The sequence below is a fragment of the Roseovarius sp. W115 genome, from assembly GCF_032842945.2.
Taxonomy (GTDB): Bacteria; Pseudomonadota; Alphaproteobacteria; order Rhodobacterales; family Rhodobacteraceae; genus Roseovarius; species Roseovarius rhodophyticola.
The window spans coordinates 1,773,911-1,800,527 of the sequence record NZ_CP146606.1; the positions used below are offsets into that span (position 1 = coordinate 1,773,911).

Below are 26,617 nucleotides of genomic sequence, written 5' to 3' on the forward strand. Positions count from 1 at the left end.
AGGTATCTAAGTCAAAAGGGCCCTTCGGTTGCGCACCGAAGGGCCTTTTTAGTGCCACCACGCGGTCCGGTGATGCCGGTTAAGCCAGCCGCCCAGGCTCAGGTGATCTCGACGGATCAAGAGCACCAGCGCGATCAAGGCGCCGAGAACGGCAAGATCAATTACCGGGTTTCGGTTGATGGGAAACCCACGATCATTGAGGGCGAAGGGATCAAAAAACCGCTCCCAACGACGTGCCACCGTGAAAAAATGCATAACCAGAAGCGTCGAATAGGAAGCGTATCGGAAGATGCCAATGGCCACGCATAGGCAGATTGCAATTTGTAGCCCGCCTGCAGAGTAGACCTGCCAGAGGCTTAGCTCGACCTCATCAAAATGGCGGGCCAATTGTTGATACTGGCCTGGCGTGATGATCTTGTGTGCGGCCCACAGGAACATAAACCACGCCAAACCCAGACGCAGGATCAAAAGTGCTGTGCCATCCAGCCAGTCGTTTTTGGTCAGGCGAAACTGATCATCCATCCCTTAGCTGTCCTTTTGTGCCGGGGTTTGGCCATACGATCGGAAACCAATCTTCGCGCAGCCTGTCACCCGGTTGCATTTCATGACCGGGAAAAGGTGGTGATGTCCGCCCTTGCCGTTCGACATAGCGCGCGTCATCGCCAACCAACCGAAGCGAAAAGGCCCGTCGGCGTCGGGTGGTTTCATTCCCGCGTGCGCCGTGCAGGGTGCCAAAGTTGAAGGCTACGGCATCGCCTGGTTGCATCGGCCATTCCGCAATGTCCATTTGTCCGGCATCTGGGTCCGGTACGGGCATAAATTCGTTTGGGTCAGGATAGAAGTTCTCTTCGCTGAGCCATCTTGTGGGCAAGACTTGTTTCTCCCAAAGGTGCGAGCCTTTGACACAACGCAGGCTGGCCTCATCCACCGGATCTACTGGACACCAAAAGCTGATGCTCTGTTGACCTCCAACAAAATAGTAAGGCGCGTCCTGATGCCAGGGCGTGGGTTTCGAGGTCCCGGGCTCTTTGACCAGAACATGGTCGTGAAAAACTTGAACAGTCCCGGACTGCATCAGGTCTGCAGCGACTTCACCCACGGCGGATTTCTCGATCACTTCAGCAAATTCTGGGACATCTTGCCAGTTGCAGTAATCATCGAAGAAACGTCCGTTTTCGCCTTCTTTGAGGTTTTCCGCTGCATATGGCCCAGGGTTTTGCATGTTACGTTCTATGCCGTCCCGCAATGTGTCGACCCAGCCAGCAAAAAGACCGGGGATCATCACGACGCCATCGCGTTGAAATGTTTCAATGTCAATTTGGCGGATGCGTGGATGTGGCATCATGCGTCTCCCTGTCACGAGTACAACTTACTGATGCGGTGTAGAACGTCTACGGCAAAAAAAACCGGACGTGTTTGCCGCCCGGTTTCAAAATGGTCTTTGAAATTGGTTAAGCTGCGTTTGGCAGGATCACGATCTCAACGCGCCGGTTTTGTGCTTTGCCTTCGGCGGTCAGGTTCGACGCAATTGGCTGGTCCTCGCCACGCCCGAAGGTCTGGATGCGACTGAAATCAACGCCGCCATCCATGAGGACGTCAGCCACTGAGTTGGCGCGCCGTTCCGAGAGTGCTTGGTTATATGCCGCACCACCGGAATTATCGGTATGGCCAATGACCTGAACAGTTGTGTCCGGATAGTTTTGCATGCTTTCCGCCACTTTAAGGAGGTCCGTCCTCAGAGCTGGGAAGACTGCGGCACTGTCGACATCAAAGAGAATGTCTTGGGGTAAGGACACAATCAGACGGTCGCCGGTGTTTGTGATCGTCACGTCCTCATTGCCAAGCGACTGCCGCAACTCGGCTTCTTGTTCGTCCAGCAGGCTACCGGCCACAACGCCGCCGGCCGCGCCAACGACACCACCGATGACGGCACCTTTGCCCTTGTCATCGCTCACAAGTGCGCCGACGCCCGCGCCGAGAATGCCGCCCAAAAGTGCGCCCGACTTGGCGTTCTTGTTAGGGTCGTTTTCGTTCAAATGTGCCGGGCTGGTGCACGCGGCCATAACGCCAAGTGAAAGCCCTGCCATCATAAGAGGAAATTTCTTTGAAATGCTCATGTCCTGAAGCCTCGTAAGTTACGCCCGTTGGTCCGGGTCTGAATTTTATATTAAGCAATCAAAACCCATTCCCCAAGCCATATCTGGGGGGAAATTGGCGTCTTGGGGTGCAAATCATGGGGAAATGGGGGATTTTTCGGAGAATGCGCAGATCTGATCACCGCTGGCCGGGCCTCGGGGTGCATGCTAGGGACAAAAGATGAGTGTGCATCTTGTTCATACCGCCCGAGTTCATTGTGCAACCTTTGATCGCTTGCGTGACTTGATTGCGCCGGGTGTCGAGGTTTCTCACCATGTCCATGAGTCCTGGTTGGATCGTGCGCGCAGGGCGGAAGATAACAGCCTCAAGGTCGAAATCGCGGACTATTTGAGCCAACTTCATGGTCCGGTTCTTTGCACTTGTACGACCATTGGGCCTATGGCCGAGGCTGCGGGTGCTTTGCGTATCGATTGGCCCATGATGCAGGCCGCAGCGCAGACAAAAGGTTCTGTTCTGTTGGTGTATTGTCTTGAAAGCACGCGGGAGCCAAGCCGTGTGCTATTGCAGCGGGCACTGGATGACGTGGGTTCCGAACACTCCGTAATTGATCTACCACTTTTGCATCTTTGGCCGCTCTTTGAGGCGGGTAAGGCAGATGAATTTTCAACCGCGATTGCGAAGGGAATTCGGCAAACTCTGAATATTCAGCAAGGCGTGAAAACTGTCATCCTCGCACAGGCGTCTATGGCTGCTGCGGCTGACAGATTAGAGGATGTCGAGATCCCAGTTCTGAGCTCTCCCAGGCTTGCTCTTGAGGTGCTGCTTGGACTGGGCGGCGTTAAAGCCGGTTGAAAGGCCCCTTGTATTCAATATATCCATCCTGCCAGAACGAAGACTGGCGTGGAGACCAGCCATGACGAATTATCTCGACTTCGAAAAGCCTTTGGCGGAGATCGAAGGCAAGGCAGAAGAGCTTCGTGCTATGGCCCGGACGAATGAGGAAATGGATGTTGAGGCCGAGGCCGCAGCACTGGATCGCAAAGCGTCTGATATGCTGGTCGACCTCTACAAGTCTTTGACACCCTGGAGAAAATGTCAGGTTGCGCGTCACCCTGATCGGCCGCATTGCCAGGATTATATCAAGGCACTTTTTTCTGAATACACGCCATTGGCCGGGGATCGTAACTTTGCCGATGATCAGGCTGTCATGGGTGGGTTGGCGCGGTTCAATGACACGCCGGTTGTTGTGATTGGCCATGAGAAAGGCACGGACACCAAGAGCCGGATTGAACGCAATTTTGGGATGGCGCGCCCCGAAGGATATCGAAAAGCTATTCGTTTGATGGATCTGGCGGATCGTTTTGGGTTGCCGGTGATCACGCTTGTAGACACGCCCGGGGCCTACCCCGGAAAAGGTGCTGAGGAGCGAGGTCAGAGCGAGGCGATTGCGCGGGCCACAGAGATGTGTCTCCGCATCGGTGTGCCATTGATCAGCGTGATTATTGGCGAAGGAGGTTCAGGTGGTGCCGTGGCCTTTGCCAGTGCGAACCGCGTGGCTATGCTGGAACACTCGATTTATTCGGTGATCAGTCCCGAAGGATGTGCGTCCATCCTGTGGAAAGACGCCGAGAAAATGCGCGAGGCGGCAGAGGCGCTGCGTTTGACGGCTCAGGACCTGACCAAGCTTGGCGTGGCCGACAAGGTCATTACTGAGCCGTTGGGTGGGGCGCACCGCGATCCGCAGGCGGCGATCGAGTCAGTAGGGCGAGCGATTGAGCAGATGCTCAAACAGCTTTCTGACAAGAGCCCGGAAGCATTGGTTGAAGACCGCCGCACAAAATTTCTGTCGATGGGGTCGCAAGGTTTGGCGGCGTGAGAAGAGAGTGACCTCCCTTCCGCACTGATCAGTCTTTGAAATTCATAACGAAAAGCGAGTACGTGAAAACGCTGTCCTCGTCTTTGATAGCCGCGTCTGCAACTGCTGCTGCGACCATAACACCAATGACGCCAAAGAACTCTGATCCCTGTGTCTTTTCAAGCTCTGTAAGGTTGATTGGTTTCTGAACTCTGGATTTGGTTTCGTCATTGTAGACACAGGTGAACGTGGCGTCGGGTGTCTTGTCGGCAAAACTCGGGACGTTCGCAAAAGCAGGTGTCACAACGTCTATGGTGTATAATGAAGTCGAAATTTTGCAGGGCACGCCGACGAGTTCGGTGCGACCGCCCGAGCCGTTTTTGAATGTGCGTATCTCGTTTTTGATCAACTTATTCGGCGTCAGGGCCTTACCAGCGCTATTGTAAACTGGGTTGACCGGTGGGGACGTGATTGCCGAAGTCTGGGGTGCCGAGCAACCGGACAAAACCGCCAAGCCAAGTCCAAAAGCCGCGAATTTCTTGATCATTTTTGCATCTTTCTACTTAATGTGGAATTCAATAATAATCACTCACTCTTAGGAGGCAATTTCCGACAACCAAGAAACTACGGATGTCTTTGAAACTGTTGCAAAAAGGCTATTTTTGGCGCGGAAAACTTATCCCAGCAACATCTTCAACCCTTGCGTGACGTCCGAGCGTACAGCGAGGCGCAGTCCCGGTTCGTCCCCTGCCTTGAGTGCCGCGATCATAAGACGATGGTAGCGCGGGGGTTCTTTGTGTCGCAAACGCCCATACAGCGCGCGCATCGTGGGACCAAGTTGCAGCCAGACGGTTTCCGCCATGGCAAGCATCGCAGGTGCCTGCGCACGCAGGTAAAGCGTTCTGTGGAACTCCAGATTGGCACGGATATAGCCAACAGCGTCCTGCTGCGAGATCATGTCGGCCACGCGGGCGTTGATGCTGTTGAGACGATCAATAAGGGCGATATGGGCGCGTGGTAGAGCGCGGCTGGCCAGCTCGACTTCGATCAGTGCACGTAAGGCGGCCAGTTCTTCGATACGTTCGTTGGCCAGATCGGGGGCCGTGACCCTGCCGGAGCTTGATACGCTCAACGCACCTTCTGCCGAGAGACGCCTCACAGCTTCACGCGCTGGCGTCATAGAGACATTATACTCCGCACCAATGCCTCGCAGAGTCAAAGGCTGTGCTGGCTTGAGCTCGCCATGCATAATGCGCGCGCGCAATCCGCGATAGACGCGATCATGGGCTGAACCCGACTGCGCCGCGCCCGGTGGCGCAAAAACTTCTGAGCGTTGAGCAGAAACCATAGCCACTTGTGATCACAAAACGGGCTCTGGTCAATCGTGTGGCGTGGTTTCAAACCGAAACCTGTGCAGGGCGGCGCCGTTTTCTCGCAGCCAACGCCGAGGCTCGTCGTAGTCGGGAAATATATTCTCAACAGTGGACCAGAACCGCGCTGAGTGATTCATCTCGACCAGATGCGCCACTTCGTGGGCAGCCACATATTCCAACACTTGAGGTGGGGCCAGGATCAGACGCCAAGAATACATCAGTCCACCCTGATGCGTGCAAGACCCCCATCTGGATCTTGTGTCGCGCAATGTGATGCGCGTGTAGTTGCGCCCAAGCAGAGCGGCATAGTGATCCGAAGCCCGAACCAGTCTTTCACGTGCCTGCACCTTGAGCCAACCTTGCAGGCGTGCAGCGACTGTGTTCTCTGGGCCGGGGACGTAGATCCCCTCGTTGTCTCTGATTATGCGTTTGCCGCGTCCTTTGAGAACTCTCAGAGTTTGCCCTTCGATGGGCAGATCCGCCCCCAATCCTACAGTCTCTATATCCGGGTGCCGATCAAGTTGCTTACGCAGCCAGCCCGACTTTTCTTCCACAAAGGCCAGACCTTCTTGATCGGGCACATTTTTCGGCAAAGTGAGAGTCACACGGCCGTCGACCCCCGAGACTCGCAGCGAAATTCGGCGCGCCCGGCCAGACCGGCGGAGGGTTATTGCAACAGGGGGGTTGCCCGGCAGGACATGTTGGCCCATATGACCTCGCAGTTTATGACATAGCCGCCCGCGTCAAAGCCTTTGACACCTCTTTCGTCTTATGGCAGGGGACGCGGATCGTCTGCAAGACAAAGAGATGCCAAAGGGGATCAAAATGCCCAAGGAAGAATGGGGCGTTAAGCGTATTTGCCCAACGACAGGTAAACGCTTTTACGACTTGAACAAGGATCCGATCGTTAGCCCCTACACGGGTGAGGTCGTAGAGATGCATGCTGGCAAAAGCCGGTCCATCACGGCGGATGCGGAAGATGCTGAAACCAAGAAGCTGAAGACCGCGGAAGTCGAAGACGAAATCCTCGAAGATGATGAAGACGTCGATGTAGATGTTGATCTTGGTGATGACGTTTTGGATGATGACGACGAAGAGGACAATGTCTCGCTCGATGACATTGCCGATGTCGCGCAGGAAGACGACGACAGCTGAGGATTGGCTGTTGACGGCAGGGGCGCGCCGCGCGGGAATTTAGACTTGATCCCGTCCGGCGCTTTCCTTAGACAGCGTCGAGCGTTTGGCCAATTGGCCGCGTTAAAAAAGGGGCCTTAGCTCAGCTGGGAGAGCGCTTGCATGGCATGCAAGAGGTCAGGGGTTCGATCCCCCTAGGCTCCACCAAATCTCCTAAAAATTGTAATGTTTACTGTCATTGTCGAGATGTGACTTTCAGCGAAGTTCCTCTTTGAAAAGCTCGACGATTTCTTCGCGGTGTACTTTGGTTCTCTGTTTGCGATCATCTTGTGTACGGGCAAACAAAGGTTCGCTTTGACCGGTGGTCAACAGCGCGCCGAAAGTCGGCACATAGTGTTTTAGCAGTTCGCTCATGTCTTCCTCCTGTTGCTCTGCTTCGGGTCAAAGGCAGCAACCCGAGAGCACGAGGATGAGATCGCCTGTGACGATTACAGAAATCAGTGGGAATGGACTGCTCACGTTACCCGGAAACTGAAATTATCTTTAAAATTCAAAGCTAAAGAACAAGGCTGTTGTTTTGTGACGTAGCGTCATCAAGTCAGCGCGCAAACCTCATGTTTTTCGCGCTGTTCAACAATGTGTGGCCTTTGGAAAGTATTGTTCACGACTCTGGGGCTATCTAGTTTCGATGATTCTTCGAAGAAACAATGGCAGACAGGTCGTTATCCAGTTACTTCAATTTCTGTCCCGTGCGTATTGCAGAATTGTGTGCAGCGGGTTGATGGGTGCTTGTCTGTAAAGAACACATCAATCTCAGAAAGGTCTGCAATTTTTGCTGGCGCACGCCGCTCAAACTTTGAGGCATCTGCGGCGAGAAACACCGCCTGGCTTTGGCGGATTATGGCCTTGCTCACGCCAACTTCCTGAATATCAAAGTCCAGGATATCGCCTTCTTCGCTGAGTGCTGAGCATCCGATCACGGCGAGATCAAAACGAAACTGTTTAATTGTCTGTTTGGCCAACTCGCCAACCAAGCCGCCATCAGAGCGCCTCAAGTTGCCTCCTGTAACGACGACTTCAATGTTAGGATTTGCCGAGAGAATGAGCGCGATATTGGTGTTGTTGGTGACAACCAAAAGCCCCTGGTGATGCAGCAATTCTGTTGCGATGGCCTCGGTCGTCGTGCCGATGTTGAGAAACACAGAACAGTCATGCGGAATATGCTGTGCGCAAAGTCGCGCGATATCGACTTTCGCAGATTGATTGAGCCCGCGTCTTTCGTTGTAGCCAATGTTTACTGTGGTAGATGGCAAGACGGCACCACCATGAACGCGCTCTAGTTGACCTGAGTTTGCGAGTTCAGTGAGATCGCGGCGGATGGTTTGCGGGGTCACGCCAAAGTGCTCTACCAGCATATCCACCGTGACTTTCCCTTCGCGCCGGGCAATGCCAATAATCTCTGGTTTTCGCAGTGTTTGGCCCATGATTCCTCTAGGTGCTTTTGTGCGTGAGTCGCGCGATTTTTCCATAAGAAGCAACCAAATGCGCGCGAAATTTTTCGTTTTGAGCAAATCGCACTGATTATGAACATGTGTATGTGAGAGTTTGGGTGGCAAAAGTGAAATGAATTCATATGTTTATGCGTAAACGCGCATAAACGAACATTTTTTTCTTCCATTTGATATCGAATTTTGTCAGCGATTGTATGTGTGGCGCGCTAAGCCACATGGGAGGATTTCGATGACGCCGGACTTTGACCTGCTGATTATTGGCGGGGGGATCAATGGATGTGGCATCGCCCGTGACGCAGCGGGTCGTGGCCTCTCTGTGTGTCTGGTGGAAATGAATGACTTGGGTTCTGCGACTTCCGGAGCGTCAACGAAACTCTTTCATGGCGGGTTGCGCTATCTGGAGTATTTCGAATTTCGGCTTGTGCGTGAGGCGTTGATGGAGCGCGAGGTTCTCTTGCGCGCTATGCCGCATATCTCCTGGCCGATGCGCTTTGTTCTCCCTTACCACCACGAAATGCGGTTTGATTCCGAAACGCCCACATCGAAATTGCTCAGCTATGTTATGCCGTGGATGAAAGGCCGTAGACCGGCTTGGCTCATCCGGTTGGGTCTTTTTATCTACGACAACCTTGGTGGTCGCGATCTTTTGCCAGCCACAACATCCATGCGTCTTCAGGGTCGTTCAGAGGGCGCCCCCTGAAGCCAGAGTTTCAAAAAGCTTACGAGTACTCTGATTGCTGGGTTGAGGATTCGCGCCTTGTTGTTCTGAATGCCCGGGATGCGGAAGCAAAAGGCGCTTCTATTCGTCCGCGCACGAAAGTCACTTCAGCAACGGTCGAGGACGGCATTTGGCGGGTGTCCGTGAATGACAGGGTGGCGAATGAAACCTACGACGTAACTGCCAAGATGGTGGTGAATGCGGCTGGCCCCTGGGTGGGCGATGTGCTTCGCGGGACACTCAAGAGCAATCAGCAAGGCGGTGTCAGGCTTGTACGCGGCAGCCATATTGTGACGAGAAAGCTATTTGATCACGACAAAAGCTACTTTTTTCAAGGAATTGATGGGCGGATCATCTTTGCCATTCCGTATGAAACGGATTTTACCTTGATCGGGACAACGGATTCAGATCACGCGGATGCGGATGAACGTCCGCAGATTACAGAAGCGGAACAAAGCTATTTGATCGAATTCATCAATCAGTATCTGGCCAAGCCGATCTCGAATACAGATGTCGTCTGGACGTATTCTGGCGTGCGGCCGCTCTATGATGATGGCGCCAAATCAGCGACGGCAACCACGCGTGAGTATGTTCTCAACCTGGACAAAAGCAGAGGTGCTGCGGCGCTTCACATTTTTGGTGGGAAAATCACGACATATCGAAAACTAGCTGAAGCCGCGCTTGAGAAGGTGGCCGGTGTTTTTCCGCAAATCGATGAGGCCTGGACTGCTGGTGTTGCGCTCCCGGGCGGAGACTTTCCGGTCGACGGTTTCGACGCATTGGTCGATGCCTTGCAGGCCGAGTTCATGTACTTGAATGAGCGTTGGGCCAAGCGTCTTGTAAGAGCGTATGGCACTGAGGCACGCGACATTCTCGGGGACGCGGTTACCAGAGATGATCTTGGTGCTGACTTTGGAAGTGACTTGACGCAGCGCGAAGTTGAGTGGCTCATTCACAAGGAATACGCACGTGCTGCTGATGATGTGCTCTGGCGTCGGTCCAAGCTTGGTCTGCGCTTGAGCGAGGCGCAGATTCAAAAGCTTGACAATTGGATGGCGGACTACCTGCGTAAAAGCTTTCCAGCGGCGGCAGAATAGGGGGGATGAGATGACATTGGAGCTCAGGAACATCTCAAAAGTGGTGAACGGCGTGACGCATATTCGCCCCACTGACCTTGTTCTTGAAAAAGGCACGATGAACATCCTATTGGGACCTACACTATCCGGGAAAACCAGTCTGATGCGCCTGATGGCGGGGCTGGATATGCCGACCGGTGGGCAGGTGTTTTGGGAAGGACAAGACGTCACTGGCGTGCGCGTGCAGGACCGGGGCGTCGCCATGGTGTACCAGCAGTTCATCAACTACCCCTCTATGAGTGTTTACGACAACATCGCCTCGCCGCTCAGGATTTCTGGCATGTCCGGGGCCGAGTTGGACAAGGCGGTCAAGAAGGCGGCGGATTTGATGAAACTGACGCCGATGTTGGACCGTAAGCCTTTGGAGCTTTCAGGTGGTCAGCAGCAGCGCTGCGCACTGGCGCGGGCGTTGGTCAAGGATGCTGGACTCGTCTTGCTGGATGAGCCTCTGGCAAATCTTGACTACAAGCTACGCGAGGAATTGCGCGCTGAGATCCCGAAGATCTTTGAAGAGTCAGGCGCGGTTTTCGTCTATGCCACAACCGAGCCGGAAGAAGCTCTGTTGCTGGGTGGGTCTACCGCAACCCTTTGGGAAGGGCGGATCACACAGTTTGATGCGACCCCCTCTGTATACCGCCAGCCAGTTGATGCCACCACGGCGCGTGTCTTCAGTGATCCTCCGATGAATTTCCTGAAGATCAGCAAGACCGGCACCAAATTGATGTTCGGCGACGGTCAAACTGCCCCGGCAACAGGTGCGCTGGAAGGCTTGGCAGATGGTCGTTACCTCGCTGGTTTCCGGCCCAACCATGTCGAGATTAAGAGCCATACGACAAGTGCCATGGTCTTTGAGACGAGCTTGGTTGTCACTGAACTGACGGGATCTGAAACATTCGTGCATCTCGATCATCATGGGGAGCGCTGGGTGGGACTTTTGCATGGGGTGCACAATCTTGAGATAGGCGCTGCCCTGCGCGTCTATCTCGACCCAAGCCACGTTTACATTTTCAGTGAAGACGGGACGCTGGTTGCGCCTGCGTCCTACGCGTTGGCGGCATAGGGGGCGACGATGGCGAAGATAACCCTGGACAATCTGGCGCATTCATACTTTCCCAACCCAACCGGAGAGGCGGATTTCGCGCTCAAGGAGTTGAACCACGATTGGACGGATGGTGAGGCCTATGCGCTTTTGGGGGCCTCAGGCTGCGGCAAGACCACGTTGCTTAATATCATTTCGGGACTTTTGATACCAAGTCAGGGTCGCATTCTGTTCAACGATGTGGATGTGACGGCGTCTTCGACTACGGATCGCAATATCGCGCAGGTGTTCCAGTTTCCAGTCGTTTACGACACGATGACGGTGCGCGATAACCTTGCCTTTCCATTGCGCAATCGTGGGGCGGATGCGGGGTATATTGCTGCACGTGTGCAAGAGATTGCTGCGATGATCGGGCTAGAGGAGACGCTGGACCGCAAGGCGCGGGGCCTGACGGCAGATGCCAAGCAAAAGATCAGCCTTGGGCGTGGCATGGTGCGTGAAGACGTCAATGCCCTTCTCTTTGATGAGCCGCTGACGGTGATTGATCCCCATATGAAATGGGAATTGCGCACACAGCTCAAGCAATTACACCAGAAATTTGGGCACACGATGATCTATGTGACCCATGACCAGACCGAAGCGCTCACATTCGCCAACAAAGTGGTCGTGATGCATGACGGGCGCGTGGTTCAGATCGGCACGCCACAAGAGCTGTTTGAGCGACCTGAACATACGTTTGTTGGCTATTTCATCGGCTCTCCGGGCATGAACCTTATCCCGGCGGACGTCGATGGGAAGACGGCTAAGGTGCATGGGGCATCGCTTTCGCTGGCGCGCGCCTATGGGGCGTTATCGGGCAAGGTAGAGCTTGGCGTGCGGCCTGAGTTCGTGTCGCTGACCGAGGATGAAGGCCTGCCGGTCAAGGTGCGCCGAGTTGAGGATGTGGGACGGCACAAGATCGTGCGCGCGGATCTCTTTGGAAGTGAGATCAACATCGTGGCGGGTGAAGACCAATCCATCTCGCCAGATATGACCCGTGTGGCGTTCGATCCGGCTCGCGTGAATGTCTATGTCGATGACTGGCTGACCGAGGGGGAGGCCGCATGATGGAGAAAACCCCAAATCAAAAGGCCTGGTTCCTCGTTCTACCGGTTCTGATCCTTGTGGCGTTCTCGGCAGTGATCCCGCTGATGACGGTGGTCAATTACTCCGTGCAGGACACGTTTGGAAATAATCAGTTTTTCTGGGCCGGTCTGGAATGGTTTGAAGAACTTCTGGCCTCGGACCGCATGTGGGATGCGCTGGGTCGGCAATTGATGTTCTCGGCGATCATTCTCGCGATTGAGATTCCTTTGGGCATCTTCGTGGCACTCAACATGCCCAAGAAAGGCGTATGGGTGTCGGTCTGTCTTGTGCTGATGTCCTTGCCCCTGCTTATCCCGTGGAACGTAGTTGGCACAATCTGGCAGATTTTTGGTCGCGTGGATATTGGCCTTTTAGGCTATACGCTGTCAGCTTTGGGGATCGATTACAACTACACGCAAGACACGTTTGACGCGTGGGTGACTGTCATTGTCATGGATGTCTGGCACTGGACCTCGCTTGTGGCTTTGCTGGCCTATGCCGGGCTGCAGTCTATTCCAGATGCCTATTATCAGGCGGCCAAGATTGACCAGGCCTCGCGTTGGAAGGTGTTCCGCTACATCGAGCTTCCCAAGATGGCAGGTGTTTTGATGATCGCGATCCTGTTGCGGTTCATGGACAGTTTCATGATCTACACAGAGCCTTTCGTGGTGACGGGCGGTGGTCCCGGCAGTGCGACGACCTTCCTTAGTATTGATTTGGTGAAGATGGCGCTGGGGCAGTTTGACCTAGGACCGGCGGCGGCGTTCTCGATCATGTATTTCCTCGTGATCCTGCTCATCTCCTGGGTGTTCTACACCGTGATGACCAATCTTGACCGGCGGGAGGGATAAGCGATGTCTGACGCAACAGCACCTCAAACACGGTCTTCTTCGATCCCGGCCATCAATTCGCGGGCCGTGGTGATGGGGCTTTACCTGATCTTCCTCATGCTGCCGATCTATTGGCTGCTTAATATGAGCCTGAAGACCAATACGGAGATCCTGAACACCTTCACGCTTTGGCCGGACAATCCAACGCTCGACAATTACAAGACGATCCTGACCGATCCGGCGTGGTACTCCGGCTATATCAATTCGTTGATCTACGTGGTGATCAACACGGTGATTTCCATCGCTGTGGCCTTGCCTGCCGCCTATGCGTTCTCGCGCTATAGCTTTATGGGTGACAAGCATCTCTTCTTCTGGCTTTTGACGAACCGTATGGCGCCGCCGGCGGTGTTTGCGCTGCCGTTCTTTCAGCTCTATTCAAGCGTGGGTCTCTTCGACACCCACATCGCTGTGGCGCTGGCGCATTGCCTCTTCAACGTGCCTCTCGCGGTCTGGATTCTTGAGGGCTTCATGCGCGGTGTGCCCAAGGAGATTGACGAGACGGCCTATATCGACGGGTATTCCTTCCCGCGTTTCTTTGTGAAGATATTCATGCCGCTGATTGCCTCGGGCATCGGTGTGGCTGCGTTCTTCTGCTTTATGTTTAGTTGGGTTGAGCTGCTGCTCAGCCGGACACTGACAACCGTGGACGCCAAGCCCATCGCCGCCATCATGACCCGCACTCAGGGTGCTGCTGGCATTGACTGGGGTGTGCTTGCGGCGGCCGGGGTTCTGACCATCGTGCCGGGGGCTTTGGTGATCTACTTTGTTCGAAACTACATCGCCAAGGGCTTTGCCCTGGGGAGGGTGTGAAAATGGCCTGGATGGCATGGACATGGCCCACCGCCGCTTTCTTTGGTGTTATCGCGGCCCTTCTGATCACTTTCACGATCCTTGCGATCAAGTATCCCGAAACCCCACGGGTGGGTATCCTTCGGATCGAAACCACACGGGGCGACCGGCTTTTCATCACGCTTCTGGGCTCGGCCTTTATCAACCTGGCCTGGCTGGGCCTTGTGGGGCTGTCTCAGCCTTATGCTTTAGTCGTCTGTGCGATCTATGCCTTTGCGGTGTTCCGATGGGTTTGATCGACAAAACGCCGGTGGCCTTCCCCTAAATAGGGTCGCCTTACATAACCAAAGTTCGAATAACCAATGGGAGGAAACAATGAACTTTAGATTGAAATCAACCACCGCGCTGGCGGCCGGTCTTGCCCTTCTGGGCAGCACGGCCTGGGCCGGGATGGAAGAGGCGATGGAGTTTCTCGACAACGAAATCGCCGGTCTTTCGGTGCTTGACCGCGCAGGGCAAGAGGCAGAGATGCAGTTCTTTGTCGATGCGGCCAAGCCGTTTGAAGGCATGGAGATCAAGGTCGTCTCGGAGACCATCACGACGCATGAATATGAAAGTCAGGTTCTGGCGCCTGCGTTCACAGCCATTACCGGCATCAAGGTTACTCATGACCTGATTGGTGAAGGTGATGTGGTCGAGAAGCTGCAAACGCAGATGCAGTCGGGCGAGAATATCTACGACGCCTACATCAACGACTCGGACCTCATCGGCACGCACTGGCGCTATCAGCAGGTGCGCAACCTGACCGACTGGATGGCGGGCGAAGGTGCTGATGTGACCCTGCCGACGCTGGATGTGGATGACTTTATTGGCACGTCCTTTACCACCGGACCGGATGGTAAACTTTATCAGCTGCCAGACCAGCAATTCGCGAACCTCTACTGGTTCCGCTATGACTGGTTCAATGATGAGAAGAACAAGGCCGACTTCAAAGAGGCCTATGGCTATGACCTCGGCGTGCCTGTCAACTGGACGGCTTATGAGGACATTGCTGAATTCTTCACCGGGCGTGACCTGAGCCATCTGGGTGTCGAAGGCGAAGTCTTTGGAAACATGGACTACGGCAAGAAAGACCCAAGCCTTGGCTGGCGTTACACCGATGCGTGGATGTCCATGGCCGGTATGGGCGACGTGGGTGAACCCAATGGCCTTCCGGTTGATGAATGGGGCATTCGTGTCAATGAGAACAGTCAGCCAACAGGTTCCTGTGTGGCGCGTGGTGGGGCGACCAACGGACCGGCAGCGGTTTATGCGGTGACCAAAGCGATTGAATGGCTGCAGAAATACTCGCCACCTGCGGCGGCTGGCATGACTTTCTCTGAGGCGGGTCCAATCCCGGCGCAGGGCAATGTTGCGCAGCAGATGTTCTGGTACACGGCCTTTACCGCTGCAACTGTTGAGCCCGATCTTCCTGTGATGAATGAAGACGGGACACCCAAGTGGCGCATGGCCCCCTCACCGCATGGCGTTTACTGGAAAGACGGTCAGAAGATCGGCTATCAGGACGCAGGGTCCTGGACGCTGATGCAGTCTACTCCGGTGGATCGTGCAAAGGCCGCGTGGCTCTATGCGCAGTTCGTTGTGTCCAAGACAGTGGACCTCAAGAAAGCGGATGTGGGCCTGACGTTCATTCGTGAGAGTACCATCAACTCCGATCACTTCACGCAACGCGCCGACAAGCTCGGTGGTCTGATCGAGTTCTACCGCTCACCTGCGCGGGTGCAGTGGTCGCCGACAGGCACCAACGTTCCTGACTATCCGAAGCTGGCGCAGCTGTGGTGGCAGAACATTGGCGACGCCATGTCCGGTGCCAAGACACCTCAAGAGGCTTTGGACTCACTTTGTGCAGACCAGGAACGTGTGCTTGAACGCCTGGAGCGCGCTGGGGTTCAAGGCGATCTCGGTCCGGTCATGAACGAGCCGCAGGATGCGCAGTATTGGTTTGATCAGCCAGGTGCGCCTTATGCGAAGCTCGAGAATGAGGACGAAGAGCCCAAGACCGTTTCTTATGACGAGTTGATCAAGTCCTGGCAGTAAGTCCAGGCTTCTCCCAAGTGCGGGGCGCGTGTGTTGTTGCGCGCCCCGTGCGCCTATCTTCCTGACGACTTCTTAGTGTCAACCTGAGCGGTTCAGAGGCCGCTCATTTTTTGATCACAGCAGTAGACCTCAGCGCGCCAAAGGCAACTCAAACACAAAAGCCGCTCCTTGGGCCTTGTCGTTCTCTAGATGAATCTGCCCTTTGTGCGCCGTGATGATCCGATGGCAATAGGCCAAGCCCACGCCGGTGCCTTTGCCCGCCTGTTTGGTTGTGAACAGCGGGTCGAAGATGCGACTTTTGAGGTCATCTGGGACGCCGGGACCATTGTCTGCGACGCGAAGGCATAGCGTATTGCCATTACATGTCCAGCCGATGGAAACCTGATCGCCAACACCCGAGTCACGGACCGCATGGACGCCATTGGTCAATAGATTGATGAGAACCTGTGTGAGTTGCACCTCGTCGGCTATGACCTCTGAGCACGGCTGTGAGCCATCTACTTCCAAGATGACGTTGGCTCTTTCGGCTTCTTGCGTCGCCGCCTCAACAGCATTTGAGACAAGTTCAGAAATCCGGAGTGGCTTGAGGTCAAGAGGCTCCTCGCGTGCAAGCGACAAGAACGACCGAACGATCCGAATGCACCTTTGTGCCGCCTGCGAGAGCTTTTCCACGCGTCGTTCCTGTGGCGAGTTTTCCAGCTCTTCGTGCAGGATCTCTGCATTCCCTGCGATAATAGAGAGCGGGTTGTTCAGCTCATGCGCAATGCCCGCCAGAAGCTCGCCTAAGGCGGAAAGCTTCTCAGCCTGGAACAACTGATCTCTTTGGCGGTCAAGTTCGGCCTGGACAGCCAGTTCCTTGGTCAAGTCTTCGATGTTGCTGACGATCACGTCCTCGCCGCGATAGTCTATAAGTCGCGCTGAGAGATCTGCGGGGAAATGCTCTCCACTTGCCCGGATACCGGTTACACGCATGTTGTCCACGCGCGCATCCGGCAAAAGAGCCGTGACGAAATCGGCGCGCTCTTCGGGCTGTGCAAAATGTGAGAAGCTGCTTTTGGCAGAGCCCAATAGCTCTGTTGCGGCAGGGGAGCGGTAAATCACTTGCCCATCTGTGACCCGTGACATGGTAAGACTGGTGGGGCATGCCTCGAGAACTTTGCGCAAAAGGGTTTCGGCCTCACGCGCGGCATCGATTTCCTTGGATTGATCCCGGATGTTGGATTGGGTGAGCGAAAATCCCCCATCGGAGGTCGCTGCCATGGTCAAAGCATAGGAAAGACCTCCCGCTGAAGGCATCAGAACAGGATCGGCGGATGGTCTATTGTAGTCGAGCGAAGATTCAATTTCGTCCAGTCGTTTCGCCACTGGAACAGGCATTGCCCCGTTGCTAAGCGCTTCGCGCAGAAAGATGGTCCAAGGCAATTCAGGTCGCAGCAAATCAGCGAGGTCAGGGTACATTTTTCGAAAGCTGCTATTGGCCAGAGTTAGAGTGCCATCGGCGTCGAACACCGCAATGCCCTGATCAAGTTTCTCTAGGATTTCATAAAGCGCTTTTGCAGTGACTTTTGCTGGTGTGTTTTGAGGGTCAAATGCCATAAAGCACGCCCTCTAGGCGTTTTCCGCCAGGTCGCGCATCAGAACATGCGTACCGTCTTTGGATGCTTCAGCTCCAAATTTTTCGGTAACACTGTCAGCGAAGGCCGTGTCTGTCGCGATGGTCATGTCATCCGCGATTGACCGATGATGCAGCGCGGCGCCGACTGTCGGACCAAAGACGTCGTAGATGTAGTTCTGACTGCCGACAACCGATCCAATCACCGAACCGGAGGCCACTCCGATGCGCGCGGTCCACTGGATCGGATGAGACTCGTTGCGCCGCACGAGGTAGCGCAGGAAGCGCACACAAGAATTGGCGACGGCCATGGCATGATCCTGGTTCGGGTCGGGTACGCCCGATACAGCAACATAGCTGTCTCCGTTTGTCCGGATACGTTGGCAGGAAAACTGTGCGCCTATGCGGTCAAATGCGCTGTAGATGTCGTTGAGTTCGCTGACGATCACACCGGGTTCGTGCTGCGCAAGCTGTTCATCGAAGCCAATGAAATCAAGCGCAAGAACAGAGACGGGATCGAACAATCGTGGTGAGACAACACCGAAGGTTTTGTATTCCTCATAAGCAGCTCGTGGCATCATATTGAGCAGGAGTTTTTCGACCTGCTCTTTCTCACGTTTGATCTCGTGTGTGTTGCGTTCCACCATCATGGAATAGGAATCAATCATGGACTCCAGTTCCTTGATCCGCGTGATGTTCTGACAGACAAGCACCGCGATATTTTCGCTGGCATTTTGCGCCAGATTGAATTCCAGCGCGACCGTCATGGTGCGCCGGCGCAACTTAAACGACGCTTCGGTCGTCATCCGACCGCCGCTGTGCATGTCTGCCCTAAGCGTTTGAGCGTCAAGATCAGGAAACAAATCGCTCAGTTTTGTAGACGGGTCTGGTTCGCCGAACCACTCATTGAAAGTGTCGTTGCGGAACGGAAACGACAGGTTTTCAAGGTCGACCAAAGCCACACCAACGCCAATGGCACGCAGAAGCTGCTCGTTGATGGCCTCAATTGACATCTGGTTTCTCGATCAGGATGTTGCGCCGTGCCTCAAACGCACCAACAATCGTCGCAATATCAGGACCTTCAACGTCAAAATCGGTGAGAACTTCCGCGACGATTTCCTTCAGTCGGTCAAACTGATGATCCTCTATCTGCATGCCGCGATGGGCGCGTTCGATATGATCATCACTAAAGGATGCAGGACCGCCCATTAGGGAAGACACGAATTTTGTTTGGTGATCAATCAGACGTGAGAGATCGACGTCATCGAAAAACGGCCCGACATCATCGTCTTCCAGCAAACGATCATAGAGTGTCAGGACAATTTTGCTGACGGTAGAAAAGCCGCCATATTTGTCAAAAAGAGATTTTTCCATAAATCTTCCAAGTCCTATCTGACGAAGTGAAGTTTGGGGTCAGACGTGGTGGATTAATGCAGGATTGTTCGCACCGGTCAATATCGACCCTCTGGGAATGATGAGGCTCTTTGTCTGAAAGCGATTGACCCACTCTCAGACAAAGAGGTTGTGTCGGTTTTTCATATCCGTGCCACGCGTTCAGATCATTGCGTGATCGTACCCAAGTTTTGCAAACAAGCTTGTCTCGACCAAAGGTGTTCTGCGGTGACGCGTGTCGGTGGAATGAACGTATGCCATCTCATGGGCAGCGTGGCGGTTAGAGTTGCGAAAGCGGGCCATTATGGTTTCCTTTCAAGTTGTCTACACGATCCAGCCATCGCGGTTGGAGGGCTGGATTTTGGGCAGGCTGACCATGCGTGTGACCTTTTCTCGACCTCTCTTGTGTGTGGCCTTGGCCGCGGATTTGATCCGGGTGACGAGTGAGACAAGGTTGCGCTGATCCATCGACATGGGCAGGGTTGTGTGTTCTGCGAAGGTATGCATTGTCATGTTCCTTATTGGTCTTAAGATGCGGCCCTCACGGGCGTTTGCGGTTGGGGTGATGCGAGCTCGCCGAAGGGAGGGTCGACGTCCCTGCATCGGGAATATCCTTGTTCTAAGCTTTTGATGTTTCAGCTTTTGGTCACGCGATGGCCTTTGGTGTTTCAAGTGTTTCAAAACGGGTATGATTTGGGTTTGGAAGCCTCTCAAAAGACCAAAAAACCCGCCAGGCAAGGCCCGACGGGTTCAGGAGCGGCACGCGTGAGTGGTGGCCGCTCTAGGCTCTGATATCACTCCAGAGCTTTTCAATCTTTTGGGCCAGAGCAGAGATGTGGCGGGGGCCTGTTTGCTGATTGATGATTGAAATGCGCAACACACGTTGCCCGCGCCACTGCGCCGTTTGAAAGAAATGTTGCCCATCTTCGTTGAGCGCATTTTCCATTTGCTTGGTGGCCCGGTCGGCGGCCTCCTGACCTTGCCCCGGATCAAACACCGCAACGAGCTGGTTCAAAACCACATCGTTGAGAATGCGGATGCCGGGGACTCGCCGCAGCTTATGCGCAAGAAGGCTGGCGCAGGCGCAATGATTGTGAACCATGTCGGCGATCCCGTCACGGCCAAGCGACTTGAACGTGGCCCAGGCAGAAAACCCGCGTGCGCGGCGAGACAGCTCGGGATTGAATTGCGTTGCATCGCGTCCGCCGTCCGGCGCCTCGGAGAGATAACTGGCGGTGATGTCCATAGCGCGGCGATGAGCATCGCGATCACGGACAATGGCAAAGCCTGCATCAAAGGGCATTTGCAGCCATTTGTGCCCATCCGTTGACCAACTGTCCGCGCGTTCGATGCCGCGGGTCATGAAGCGGGTTGTGACATTTGCGCGTGCCCACAATCCAAACGCCGCGTCCACATGCAACCATGCGCCATGCAGCTTTGCCAAATCCGCAAGCGCGGGAAAGTCATCGAACGCGCCGGAGTTAATATGTCCAGCGGTCGCCAGAATGATTTTTGGTGCCCGGCTGTTTGCCAGTTTGTGGCCAAGTACAGTGACATCCATACGACCTTGATCGTCGGCTGGAACTTCAACAATGTTGCGTTGTCCAAAACCAAGGAACCGCAGGGCGGCCCGGTTTGACACATGTGTGTCTGCGGACAGGAACACCTGAACAGGCGGGGCGTATTGAAGTCCTGTCTCAGCCAGGTCGTAACCCGCCCGGCGCAATACCTCATCACGCGCAGCGGCCAACCCAATGAAACCCGCCATGGTGGCCCCTGTAGTCAAGCCAACAGAGGCGTCGCGTGGCAAGTCCAAGACATCCAAAAGCCAATTGCAGGCAACTTCTTCGGCTGTGGCAGCCGCTGGGGAGCATTTATATATGCCTGCATTTTGCCCCCAGATTGACGTCAGCCAATCTGCCGCAACGCCAGTGATGTTCGCCCCACCCATAACCCAGGCGTGAAACCCAGCTTGCGTGTTGCCAACAAGACCGGGCTCGGTGGCTTGGATCAGCTCGGCGATGACATCTTCGCCGGGTTGCCCTTTGGCAGGAAGGTCTCCACCAAAGGATTTGCGCAATTCGGCCAAAGTGGCCGTGGGATGCAGGTTTGTTTTGGTCTCGCGATAGCCATTGGCATAGGCTGATGCGGTGGCCAGAGGGCCTGAGAGTGTGGGAAAGGCATGAACCTGTTGCATGGCTTGGTTCCTTTGAGATTCTGTGTTTTCGGGCATGGTTTGACCGGAGGAAAATCTGCCTTCGGCCAGGTGTTTTAGTTGCCTGCAAGAGCAGCGACGGGTGATGGTTTTGCTGGTGCGGGCACGTCAAAACGGACGCTGGGTGTCGATTCTGAAAGCGCGAGTTCCTCATCCGTCATCTCAATTGCGACATCGTCGAAAAGCGGGGTTGAGAGGTAGCGTTCGCCGGTGTCCGGCAACATTGCGAGGATCTTGGAACCTTGCGGCGCTGTCTTGGCGACATGCAAGGCGGCCGCGAAGGTCGCTCCCCCACTGATGCCGCAGAAGATGCCTTCTTTACGGGCCAGGTCCTTGGCAATGGAAATTGCATCGGGTCCGGCAACAGACACCATCTGATCGATGAAGCCGTTCTGCATCGATTGGTGTGCGATGTCCGAAATAAAGTCTGGCGACCAGCCTTGCATCGGATGTGGGTTAAAGGCGGGATGGCTTTCCGCGGCACTTCCATCAGGGTTGAATGGCTGCACCTCTCCGCTTTGCATCAGCGCAGCTGTGGCAGGTTCTGCCGTTACAATCTTCGTCTCGGGGCTTTCGTTGCGCAGTACGCGGGCCACACCCGTTAAGGTACCGCCAGTGCCAAAGCCCGTGACCCAAAAATCCAAACCGTCATTCCCGAAATCCCTTAGGATCTCCCGCGCTGTGGTGCGGCTATGGATCTCGACATTGGCCGGGTTTTCGAATTGCCGGGACATGAACCAGCCATGCTTTGCAGCCAGCTCTCGCGCCTTGGCCACCATGCCGCTGCCCTTTTGCGCAGCGGGGGTCAGGACGACTTTGGCACCAAGAAACCGCATGAGTTTGCGGCGTTCGACGCTGAAGCTCTCTGCCATAGTGACTACCAGCGGATAGCCCTTTTGGGCACAGACCATTGCCAGGCCAATACCGGTGTTACCGCTGGTGGCCTCGACGATGGTTTGCCCCGGACGCAGCGATCCATCGCGCTCGGCGGCTTCGATGACGCCAAGGGCCAATCGGTCTTTCACCGATCCCATGGGATTGAACGCTTCGAGCTTCACGAAAAGCTCCACGCCCTTGGGGCCGAGTTTGTTGATTTTGACGATCGGCGTATTGCCAATCGTTTCGAGGATGGAAGATTTGATCTGTGACATCTGACGGTCCTTTGGGGATAGATTGCTGAGTTGATGTCACAGGTTTTGGGCGTGCGATGTTGCAGTCTGATGTCCGTGAAAGCGGTTTTGTGTTTCAGTTGGGAAACAACTTAGAGGCAGCTTGAAAAACAGATTATGCAAATAATTTCAGCCGCTTGAGGGAGGCTCACTTCCTTGACTGTATTTGCTCGCTGTTACAATTGAAACAAAACAGAGGCGAATTGAAAACGAGCTGAAACATTCGCTGGATAGGTTTGTGTACATGACACCAGAGACTCAAACGGGCGCAACGGACCACTTACCAACCGCAGATCTTCTTTGGGATGCGATTCAATCCCTTTCCGAAGGGATAGCCGTTTATGATGCAGACCATCGGCTCGTGACCTTCAATCAGCAGTATCGCAACATGTTTCCAATGATTGCGGACCTGATCGTACAAGGTGTGCGTTGGGATGATCTGTTGCGGGCGGGTGCGGATAGAGGACAGTACAAAGATGCCTTGGGCCGTGCGGAAGATTGGTTAGAAGACCGGCTGGGCCAAGGTGTTCCGATTGGCCAGGCTTTGGAAGTATCTCTGACGGATGGAACGTTCTACAAAGCCCAATTCAGCGCCACGAAACGTGGTGGTTTTGTGGTTGCCAATACGGACATCACCGAACGCAAAAAAGCCGAACTTGCGGCGCAGGAACAGGCGCAGTTGCTGCGTAAGGTTTTGGAGACAAGTCCGGTTGCCGTGGTCATGGCGCAAATGTCGGACGGTAAGATACTCTATCGGTCGCCCAGAGCAATTCAGATGTACGGCGATACAGAATGTGCGCTGAAGCATTATGCTGATCCGAAGGATCGCGACACATATATCGCCGCGTTGACAAAATCAGGGGCGTTGGATGACTACCGCCTCACGATCAGGCTTTCAGACGGTGCCACGGTTCCTGCCACTTGCTGGGGTCGCGTTATTGAGTTTGAAGGCGAGACCTGTGTTGTCTCAGCAGTTGTCGATTTGAGTGAACGCCAGGCGCAGGAAGAGATGATCCGTCATGTGCTGGAGGCGTGTCCGGCACCCATTCAAATGACCAAAGCTGAAACAGGCGAAGTGCTGTTTAGCAGCCCAGAAACCATCTCACTCTTTGGAACTGATCGCAATGCGCGGACCTTTTACGCAAATACAAAAACGCGTGACGCCTATCTTCAGAAGTTGAAACAGGACAGAGCAATTCGCGATTTCAAAGCCGAATATGTCAGAGCTGATGGCTCAACGTTCTCGGGTTCGGTGTCGGCACGACTTATCCGTTACAACGAGCAAGATGTGATCGTCTCGCATACGCGTGACTTGACAGACCAGCTTCGGATCGAGGCGGAATTGGCACAACAGCAAAATCAACTTTATCAGAATGAAAAAATGTCCGCGATGGGCGAGCTTTTGGCAGGGGTTGCGCACGAGTTGAACAATCCATTGTCCGTCGTGGTCGGACATTCGCTTATGCTGCAAGAGGATTGCACCGATCCAGAAACGCTTCGCCAAGTTGATAAAATCAGCCATGCGGCGGAACGGTGCGCAAAAATTGTGAAAACCTTCCTGACCATGGCGCGGCAGGAGCCCGCGAAACAGCAGAGCACAAATATAAATGAGATTGTGCAAACCGCAGTTGATGTTGTGCGTTATGGGGATGGAGGCGGTGGTCCAGACATTACCTGTGACTTGGCAAAGGACCTGCCGTTGGTTGCGGTTGATCCCGACCAGATGACACAAGTTTTCATTAACCTCATTCTAAATGCCGAACAGGCCATAAGTAAAAGCGGCAAGGGCACAAAAATTGTGGTTAGAAGTGGCCTAAGCACGGCCAAGGACGGCGTTGAGGTTTGGGTGGAAGACGATGGACCGGGCATACCTGTAAGCATACGTAGCCGTATTTTTGAACCGTTCTTCACGACCAAGGATGTGGGCGAGGGTACGGGCATTGGCCTTGCTTTGTGTCACCGCATCGTAAAAACGCATGATGGAGGGATAGTTCTTGGGGAAACACCTGAAGGTGGTGCGAGTTTCCAGATATACTTGCCTCAGGACATCCCCACTCAGCGTCACTCAGGCAAGAAAGACCCATCGGATACGCGACCTTCCGAAATACGCGTTCTGATCGTCGATGACGAAGAAGATGTCGCAGAGCTGAACGCGGAAATTCTGATACGTGGCGGATACACTGTTGATATGTTCAATGTGGCGGATCAAGCGCTCGAAAGCTTGCGCAACCAGACATATGATATCATTCTCAGTGACCTGAACATGCCGGATACTGATGGACGTGGATTCTTTGAAGCCATATCCCAGGATTTTCCGGAAATGGTGCGGCGTATCGGATTCGTGACAGGAGACACTATGGGACGGTACTCGCAGACATTTCTCGTTGAGGCGCAGCGACCTTATATTGAAAAGCCTGTTTCGCCAAAAGAACTTCGCGGGTTCGTATCGGACATTCTGAACAAGTTGGAGCAGGGTAACGCATGACGACCACCGCCAAAATTCTCGTATGTGACGATGAACCGGATGTTCGCGATATGCTGCGCGAATATCTGACCAAGCGGGGCTTTGATGTTGTTCCAGCTGGTAACAGCGATGAGTTGCGCAATGTGATCGACACAACTTCGGTGGATCTCATTCTCTTGGATATCAACATGCCGGGTGAGGATGGATTGACCACTTTGCGCAGTCTGCGCACATCCAATCAGGTGCCAGTTGTTATGCTGACCGCCGCGGGCGAAGTGATAGATAAGATCGTGGGTCTGGAGATGGGCGCCGATGATTATCTGGCCAAACCCGTTGACCTTCGTGAGCTAGAGGCGCGCATCAAGGCCGTGCTGCGGCGCAAGGTTGAGGCGGTTCAAGAACCTGCTCAAGGGGACGCGCCCAAGACGGCACCGTTTGGTGAATTCACGCTCGACCTTACTGCGGCAAAGCTGATTGATCCCGAAGGTGCAGAGGTTGCGTTAACCGCAATGGAGTTTAACTTGCTCAGCCTGTTTGCTCGCAACAGAGGTCGCGTCTTGAATCGTGACCAGATTTTGGAGCAGGCGCATGACCGGTCCTGGGACCCGTTTGACCGCAGCATTGATATTCGGATTTCCCGCTTGCGCCGCAAGATCGAGCCCAACCCCCAGAAACCGCAGATCATCAAAACGGTTCGGGGGATTGGGTATATTTACAATCCCAAATAGAAATAGCAGTGTTCTATTTCACACGTGGCTGCGCCATTTGATGCCAAGAGCAACTTGACTTGATGCCGCAACCATACGGCGTTGTATGTTTTTAAGTGAGCCGACAGCCGCGCCAAACAGTACTTGCCATGTCGTGTCACGCATCTGGCCGATGCAAACAGCGACCAGGATCAATGTGGCGCCAGGGACAAATCCAATGCCGGGGTTTTCTCCTAACAGCACCATTGCAAAGACGATACCAGCCAAGGGTGAGACAGAAGTTGCCAGAGACAAGTCGCTGGCCCGTGCGTATTTCAGCGCGAAGAACCAGGCGAGTTGTCCGATTACGATCACCGGAATTGCATAGACCCAAATCCAACCCAGCAAAACTGGTGAGAAGAGATCCTGAAACTGCTCGGGTCCTTGCAGAATTGAGACAAGCGCAAAATACATCGCAGCACCAACAGCCGTGCGGTAGATTGAGAATATGCCCATTGGAATCCTCTTCAGGACACGGCGCGCAACGATTGCTGACGCAACGTAGGACAATGTGGCCGTAGCCGCTGCGATTTCGCCGATGTTAAACACGTTAGTGTCGCCGCCCCCCTCAAGCCGATCATCAGGGTCGCACCGATCAGGGCGACCAAACCTGCGGAAAACGCTCTGGGGTTGATGCGTTCGCGCAAGAATATCGCGGCCGCCAAAAGAAAAAGCGGTGGTTCAATCCGGCTCACCAACACAACGTTTGTCACGTTGGAGTGCTCCAATGCAAAGAAGAACAGGCCGGGGGTCAGGGCGGAGGACAAAAAGGCGGACAGTGTCAGAAAGCCCCAGTCCTTGCGTGACAACACCCGCAAGTTCGTTCGGGTCCAGTCGCCTCGGAAAAATGCGATCATCGGAACCAGCGAAATGAGCGACCCCAGAAACAATAAGTTTGTGAACGTGATGGCATTCCGCCCACCGGCAACTGGATTGGCCGACCCAATGTCAACCAATAGTGTCGCGATGGAATTTGACGCGGCATAGATCATCACGCCCACCCAAGCAAAGCCCATGCCGATGGTGGCAGGAGAGAGGTCATTCAATTTATTCAAGGCATTGCGAGGCATCGTGCCGCTCCGGGTTTATTCGATGCCGCCTACCTAGGAGTGTCGCGTTTCTGGCTTATGTCGCGTCAACTGTGTTGGGGTTTCATTTGTTTCGTTTTTGTAACCGAGAGCAGATGGTGGACTGCCCTTGCCCTTGCAAACAGCGGTTTTGATGCCATTTTCCTAGTGAACAATGAGGGAAAGGG

The 26,617-nt window shown here is 54.3% G+C and carries 27 protein-coding genes, 1 tRNA gene and 1 pseudogene; 13 read left to right on the forward strand and 16 right to left on the reverse strand.

Annotated features, from left to right (window positions below):
- Positions 1-48: 48 nt before the first annotated feature.
- From RZS32_RS08960 to RZS32_RS08970, 3 genes are all read right to left on the reverse strand, one after another.
- Positions 49-522, reverse strand: coding sequence for a hypothetical protein (locus tag RZS32_RS08960; RefSeq protein ID WP_317056645.1), 474 nt, complete (start codon positions 520-522; stop codon positions 49-51).
- Positions 515-1,342, reverse strand: a complete 828-nt coding sequence (locus RZS32_RS08965) for a phytanoyl-CoA dioxygenase family protein (protein WP_317056646.1) — start codon at positions 1,340-1,342, stop codon at positions 515-517. Before RZS32_RS08965 ends, RZS32_RS08960 begins: the two co-directional genes overlap by 8 nt.
- A 109-nt stretch (positions 1,343-1,451) precedes the next feature.
- Positions 1,452-2,117 carry an OmpA family protein gene (locus RZS32_RS08970; RefSeq protein ID WP_317056647.1) on the reverse strand — a complete coding sequence of 222 codons (666 nt, stop codon included), beginning with the start codon at positions 2,115-2,117 and terminating at the stop codon, positions 1,452-1,454.
- 199 nt (positions 2,118-2,316) lie between these two features.
- Here RZS32_RS08970 and RZS32_RS08975 point away from each other — a divergent pair, with 199 nt between their 5' ends.
- Together RZS32_RS08975 and RZS32_RS08980 are read left to right on the forward strand one after the other, a co-directional pair.
- A complete protein-coding gene (locus tag RZS32_RS08975) occupies positions 2,317-2,949 on the forward strand; it encodes a hypothetical protein (RefSeq protein WP_317056648.1) in 633 nt (210 codons plus the stop codon).
- Between the two features lie 61 nt (positions 2,950-3,010).
- A complete protein-coding gene (locus tag RZS32_RS08980) occupies positions 3,011-3,973 on the forward strand; it encodes an acetyl-CoA carboxylase carboxyltransferase subunit alpha (protein WP_317056649.1) in 963 nt (320 codons plus the stop codon).
- A 28-nt stretch (positions 3,974-4,001) separates the two neighbouring features.
- Here RZS32_RS08980 and RZS32_RS08985 read toward each other — a convergent pair whose 3' ends face one another.
- The 3 genes from RZS32_RS08985 to RZS32_RS08995 all read right to left on the reverse strand — a co-directional run bounded on the left by RZS32_RS08985 (position 4,002) and on the right by RZS32_RS08995 (position 6,035).
- Positions 4,002-4,499: a hypothetical protein gene (locus tag RZS32_RS08985; protein WP_317056650.1), complete on the reverse strand. Its 498-nt coding sequence runs from the start codon at positions 4,497-4,499 to the stop codon at positions 4,002-4,004.
- Between the two features lie 129 nt (positions 4,500-4,628).
- The gene (locus tag RZS32_RS08990; RefSeq protein ID WP_317056651.1) at positions 4,629-5,300 is read right to left on the reverse strand and encodes a GntR family transcriptional regulator; all 672 of its coding nucleotides are present in this window, start codon (positions 5,298-5,300) and stop codon (positions 4,629-4,631) included.
- A 30-nt stretch (positions 5,301-5,330) separates the two neighbouring features.
- On the reverse strand, positions 5,331-6,035 hold the full coding sequence (locus tag RZS32_RS08995; protein WP_317056652.1) for a SprT family zinc-dependent metalloprotease: 705 nt from the start codon (positions 6,033-6,035) through the stop codon (positions 5,331-5,333).
- A gap of 115 nt (positions 6,036-6,150) precedes the next feature.
- On the opposite strand from RZS32_RS08995, the gene RZS32_RS09000 reads away from it, so the two are divergent.
- Positions 6,151-6,480 (forward strand): TIGR02300 family protein, encoded by a 330-nt coding sequence (locus RZS32_RS09000; protein WP_317057881.1) that lies wholly within the window; start codon positions 6,151-6,153, stop codon positions 6,478-6,480.
- A 110-nt stretch (positions 6,481-6,590) separates the two neighbouring features.
- A tRNA-Ala gene (locus RZS32_RS09005) sits at positions 6,591-6,666 on the forward strand.
- A gap of 48 nt (positions 6,667-6,714) precedes the next feature.
- Here RZS32_RS09005 and RZS32_RS09010 read toward each other — a convergent pair.
- Positions 6,715-6,873 (reverse strand): hypothetical protein, encoded by a 159-nt coding sequence (locus RZS32_RS09010; protein WP_317056653.1) that lies wholly within the window; start codon positions 6,871-6,873, stop codon positions 6,715-6,717.
- Between the two features lie 308 nt (positions 6,874-7,181).
- The gene (locus RZS32_RS09015) at positions 7,182-7,943 is read right to left on the reverse strand and encodes a DeoR/GlpR family DNA-binding transcription regulator (RefSeq protein WP_317056654.1); all 762 of its coding nucleotides are present in this window, start codon (positions 7,941-7,943) and stop codon (positions 7,182-7,184) included.
- Positions 7,944-8,199: 256 nt separating this feature from the next.
- On the opposite strand from RZS32_RS09015, the pseudogene glpD reads away from it, so the two are divergent.
- The 7 genes and pseudogenes from glpD to RZS32_RS09050 all read left to right on the forward strand — a co-directional run bounded on the left by glpD (position 8,200) and on the right by RZS32_RS09050 (position 15,764).
- A pseudogene (glpD, locus tag RZS32_RS09020) lies at positions 8,200-9,785 on the forward strand (glycerol-3-phosphate dehydrogenase).
- 10 nt (positions 9,786-9,795) lie between these two features.
- Positions 9,796-10,884, forward strand: coding sequence for an ABC transporter ATP-binding protein (locus RZS32_RS09025; RefSeq protein WP_317056655.1), 1,089 nt, complete (start codon positions 9,796-9,798; stop codon positions 10,882-10,884).
- 9 nt (positions 10,885-10,893) lie between these two features.
- Positions 10,894-11,970: an ABC transporter ATP-binding protein gene (locus RZS32_RS09030; protein WP_317056656.1), complete on the forward strand. Its 1,077-nt coding sequence runs from the start codon at positions 10,894-10,896 to the stop codon at positions 11,968-11,970.
- Positions 11,970-12,839, forward strand: coding sequence for a carbohydrate ABC transporter permease (locus tag RZS32_RS09035; protein WP_317057882.1), 870 nt, complete (start codon positions 11,970-11,972; stop codon positions 12,837-12,839). Before RZS32_RS09030 ends, RZS32_RS09035 begins: the two co-directional genes overlap by 1 nt.
- Positions 12,840-12,842: 3 nt before the next feature.
- Positions 12,843-13,688 carry a carbohydrate ABC transporter permease gene (locus tag RZS32_RS09040; RefSeq protein ID WP_317056657.1) on the forward strand — a complete coding sequence of 282 codons (846 nt, stop codon included), beginning with the start codon at positions 12,843-12,845 and terminating at the stop codon, positions 13,686-13,688.
- 2 nt (positions 13,689-13,690) lie between these two features.
- Positions 13,691-13,963 (forward strand): DUF2160 domain-containing protein, encoded by a 273-nt coding sequence (locus tag RZS32_RS09045; protein WP_317056658.1) that lies wholly within the window; start codon positions 13,691-13,693, stop codon positions 13,961-13,963.
- A 79-nt stretch (positions 13,964-14,042) separates the two neighbouring features.
- Positions 14,043-15,764, forward strand: a complete 1,722-nt coding sequence (locus RZS32_RS09050) for an ABC transporter substrate-binding protein (RefSeq protein WP_317056659.1) — start codon at positions 14,043-14,045, stop codon at positions 15,762-15,764.
- Positions 15,765-15,893: 129 nt separating this feature from the next.
- Here the strand turns inward: RZS32_RS09050 and RZS32_RS09055 are convergent, their stop codons facing one another.
- The 6 genes from RZS32_RS09055 to cysK form a co-directional block, all read right to left on the reverse strand.
- Positions 15,894-17,360, reverse strand: a complete 1,467-nt coding sequence (locus RZS32_RS09055) for an ATP-binding protein (protein WP_317056660.1) — start codon at positions 17,358-17,360, stop codon at positions 15,894-15,896.
- Between the two features lie 12 nt (positions 17,361-17,372).
- Entirely contained in the window at positions 17,373-18,389 is a 1,017-nt protein-coding gene (locus tag RZS32_RS09060) for an adenylate/guanylate cyclase domain-containing protein (protein WP_317056661.1), read from the reverse strand.
- Positions 18,379-18,750, reverse strand: a complete 372-nt coding sequence (locus tag RZS32_RS09065) for a group I truncated hemoglobin (protein WP_317056662.1) — start codon at positions 18,748-18,750, stop codon at positions 18,379-18,381. The genes RZS32_RS09060 and RZS32_RS09065 overlap by 11 nt, the downstream gene beginning before the upstream one ends.
- A gap of 342 nt (positions 18,751-19,092) precedes the next feature.
- Positions 19,093-19,275, reverse strand: coding sequence for a hypothetical protein (locus RZS32_RS09070; RefSeq protein WP_317056663.1), 183 nt, complete (start codon positions 19,273-19,275; stop codon positions 19,093-19,095).
- A gap of 274 nt (positions 19,276-19,549) precedes the next feature.
- Positions 19,550-20,965 (reverse strand): pyridoxal phosphate-dependent decarboxylase family protein, encoded by a 1,416-nt coding sequence (locus tag RZS32_RS09075; RefSeq protein WP_317056664.1) that lies wholly within the window; start codon positions 20,963-20,965, stop codon positions 19,550-19,552.
- 74 nt (positions 20,966-21,039) lie between these two features.
- On the reverse strand, positions 21,040-22,134 hold the full coding sequence (gene cysK / locus RZS32_RS09080) for a cysteine synthase A (RefSeq protein WP_317056665.1): 1,095 nt from the start codon (positions 22,132-22,134) through the stop codon (positions 21,040-21,042).
- Between the two features lie 262 nt (positions 22,135-22,396).
- On the opposite strand from cysK, the gene RZS32_RS09085 reads away from it, so the two are divergent.
- A complete protein-coding gene (locus tag RZS32_RS09085) occupies positions 22,397-24,637 on the forward strand; it encodes an ATP-binding protein (protein ID WP_317056666.1) in 2,241 nt (746 codons plus the stop codon).
- Positions 24,634-25,344: a response regulator gene (locus tag RZS32_RS09090; RefSeq protein WP_339106899.1), complete on the forward strand. Its 711-nt coding sequence runs from the start codon at positions 24,634-24,636 to the stop codon at positions 25,342-25,344. The genes RZS32_RS09085 and RZS32_RS09090 overlap by 4 nt, the downstream gene beginning before the upstream one ends.
- 18 nt (positions 25,345-25,362) lie before the next feature.
- Here the strand turns inward: RZS32_RS09090 and RZS32_RS09095 are convergent, their stop codons facing one another.
- Positions 25,363-25,911, reverse strand: coding sequence for a DMT family transporter (locus RZS32_RS09095; protein ID WP_317056668.1), 549 nt, complete (start codon positions 25,909-25,911; stop codon positions 25,363-25,365).
- Positions 25,830-26,432, reverse strand: coding sequence for a DMT family transporter (locus tag RZS32_RS09100; protein ID WP_317056669.1), 603 nt, complete (start codon positions 26,430-26,432; stop codon positions 25,830-25,832). Before RZS32_RS09100 ends, RZS32_RS09095 begins: the two co-directional genes overlap by 82 nt.
- Positions 26,433-26,617 lie beyond the last annotated feature (185 nt).

Coding starts and splice junctions, on each gene's coding strand:
- RZS32_RS09000 (WP_317057881.1), top strand. CDS start 6,151: ATGCCCAAGGAAGAATGGGGCGTTAAGCGTATTTGCCCAACGACAGGT.
- RZS32_RS08970 (WP_317056647.1), bottom strand. CDS start 2,117: ATGAGCATTTCAAAGAAATTTCCTCTTATGATGGCAGGGCTTTCACTT.
- RZS32_RS09065 (WP_317056662.1), bottom strand. CDS start 18,750: ATGGAAAAATCTCTTTTTGACAAATATGGCGGCTTTTCTACCGTCAGC.
- RZS32_RS09100 (WP_317056669.1), bottom strand. CDS start 26,432: ATGCCTCGCAATGCCTTGAATAAATTGAATGACCTCTCTCCTGCCACC.
- RZS32_RS08960 (WP_317056645.1), bottom strand. CDS start 522: ATGGATGATCAGTTTCGCCTGACCAAAAACGACTGGCTGGATGGCACA.
- RZS32_RS08995 (WP_317056652.1), bottom strand. CDS start 6,035: ATGGGCCAACATGTCCTGCCGGGCAACCCCCCTGTTGCAATAACCCTC.
- RZS32_RS09070 (WP_317056663.1), bottom strand. CDS start 19,275: ATGCATACCTTCGCAGAACACACAACCCTGCCCATGTCGATGGATCAG.
- RZS32_RS09050 (WP_317056659.1), top strand. CDS start 14,043: ATGAACTTTAGATTGAAATCAACCACCGCGCTGGCGGCCGGTCTTGCC.
- RZS32_RS09045 (WP_317056658.1), top strand. CDS start 13,691: ATGGCCTGGATGGCATGGACATGGCCCACCGCCGCTTTCTTTGGTGTT.
- RZS32_RS09030 (WP_317056656.1), top strand. CDS start 10,894: ATGGCGAAGATAACCCTGGACAATCTGGCGCATTCATACTTTCCCAAC.
- RZS32_RS08975 (WP_317056648.1), top strand. CDS start 2,317: ATGAGTGTGCATCTTGTTCATACCGCCCGAGTTCATTGTGCAACCTTT.
- RZS32_RS08990 (WP_317056651.1), bottom strand. CDS start 5,300: ATGGTTTCTGCTCAACGCTCAGAAGTTTTTGCGCCACCGGGCGCGGCG.
- RZS32_RS09090 (WP_339106899.1), top strand. CDS start 24,634: ATGACGACCACCGCCAAAATTCTCGTATGTGACGATGAACCGGATGTT.
- cysK (WP_317056665.1), bottom strand. CDS start 22,134: ATGTCACAGATCAAATCTTCCATCCTCGAAACGATTGGCAATACGCCG.
- RZS32_RS09010 (WP_317056653.1), bottom strand. CDS start 6,873: ATGAGCGAACTGCTAAAACACTATGTGCCGACTTTCGGCGCGCTGTTG.
- RZS32_RS09015 (WP_317056654.1), bottom strand. CDS start 7,943: ATGGGCCAAACACTGCGAAAACCAGAGATTATTGGCATTGCCCGGCGC.
- RZS32_RS08985 (WP_317056650.1), bottom strand. CDS start 4,499: ATGATCAAGAAATTCGCGGCTTTTGGACTTGGCTTGGCGGTTTTGTCC.
- RZS32_RS09040 (WP_317056657.1), top strand. CDS start 12,843: ATGTCTGACGCAACAGCACCTCAAACACGGTCTTCTTCGATCCCGGCC.
- RZS32_RS08965 (WP_317056646.1), bottom strand. CDS start 1,342: ATGCCACATCCACGCATCCGCCAAATTGACATTGAAACATTTCAACGC.
- RZS32_RS09055 (WP_317056660.1), bottom strand. CDS start 17,360: ATGGCATTTGACCCTCAAAACACACCAGCAAAAGTCACTGCAAAAGCG.
- RZS32_RS09075 (WP_317056664.1), bottom strand. CDS start 20,965: ATGCAACAGGTTCATGCCTTTCCCACACTCTCAGGCCCTCTGGCCACC.
- RZS32_RS08980 (WP_317056649.1), top strand. CDS start 3,011: ATGACGAATTATCTCGACTTCGAAAAGCCTTTGGCGGAGATCGAAGGC.
- RZS32_RS09035 (WP_317057882.1), top strand. CDS start 11,970: ATGGAGAAAACCCCAAATCAAAAGGCCTGGTTCCTCGTTCTACCGGTT.
- RZS32_RS09060 (WP_317056661.1), bottom strand. CDS start 18,389: ATGTCAATTGAGGCCATCAACGAGCAGCTTCTGCGTGCCATTGGCGTT.
- RZS32_RS09085 (WP_317056666.1), top strand. CDS start 22,397: ATGACACCAGAGACTCAAACGGGCGCAACGGACCACTTACCAACCGCA.
- RZS32_RS09025 (WP_317056655.1), top strand. CDS start 9,796: ATGACATTGGAGCTCAGGAACATCTCAAAAGTGGTGAACGGCGTGACG.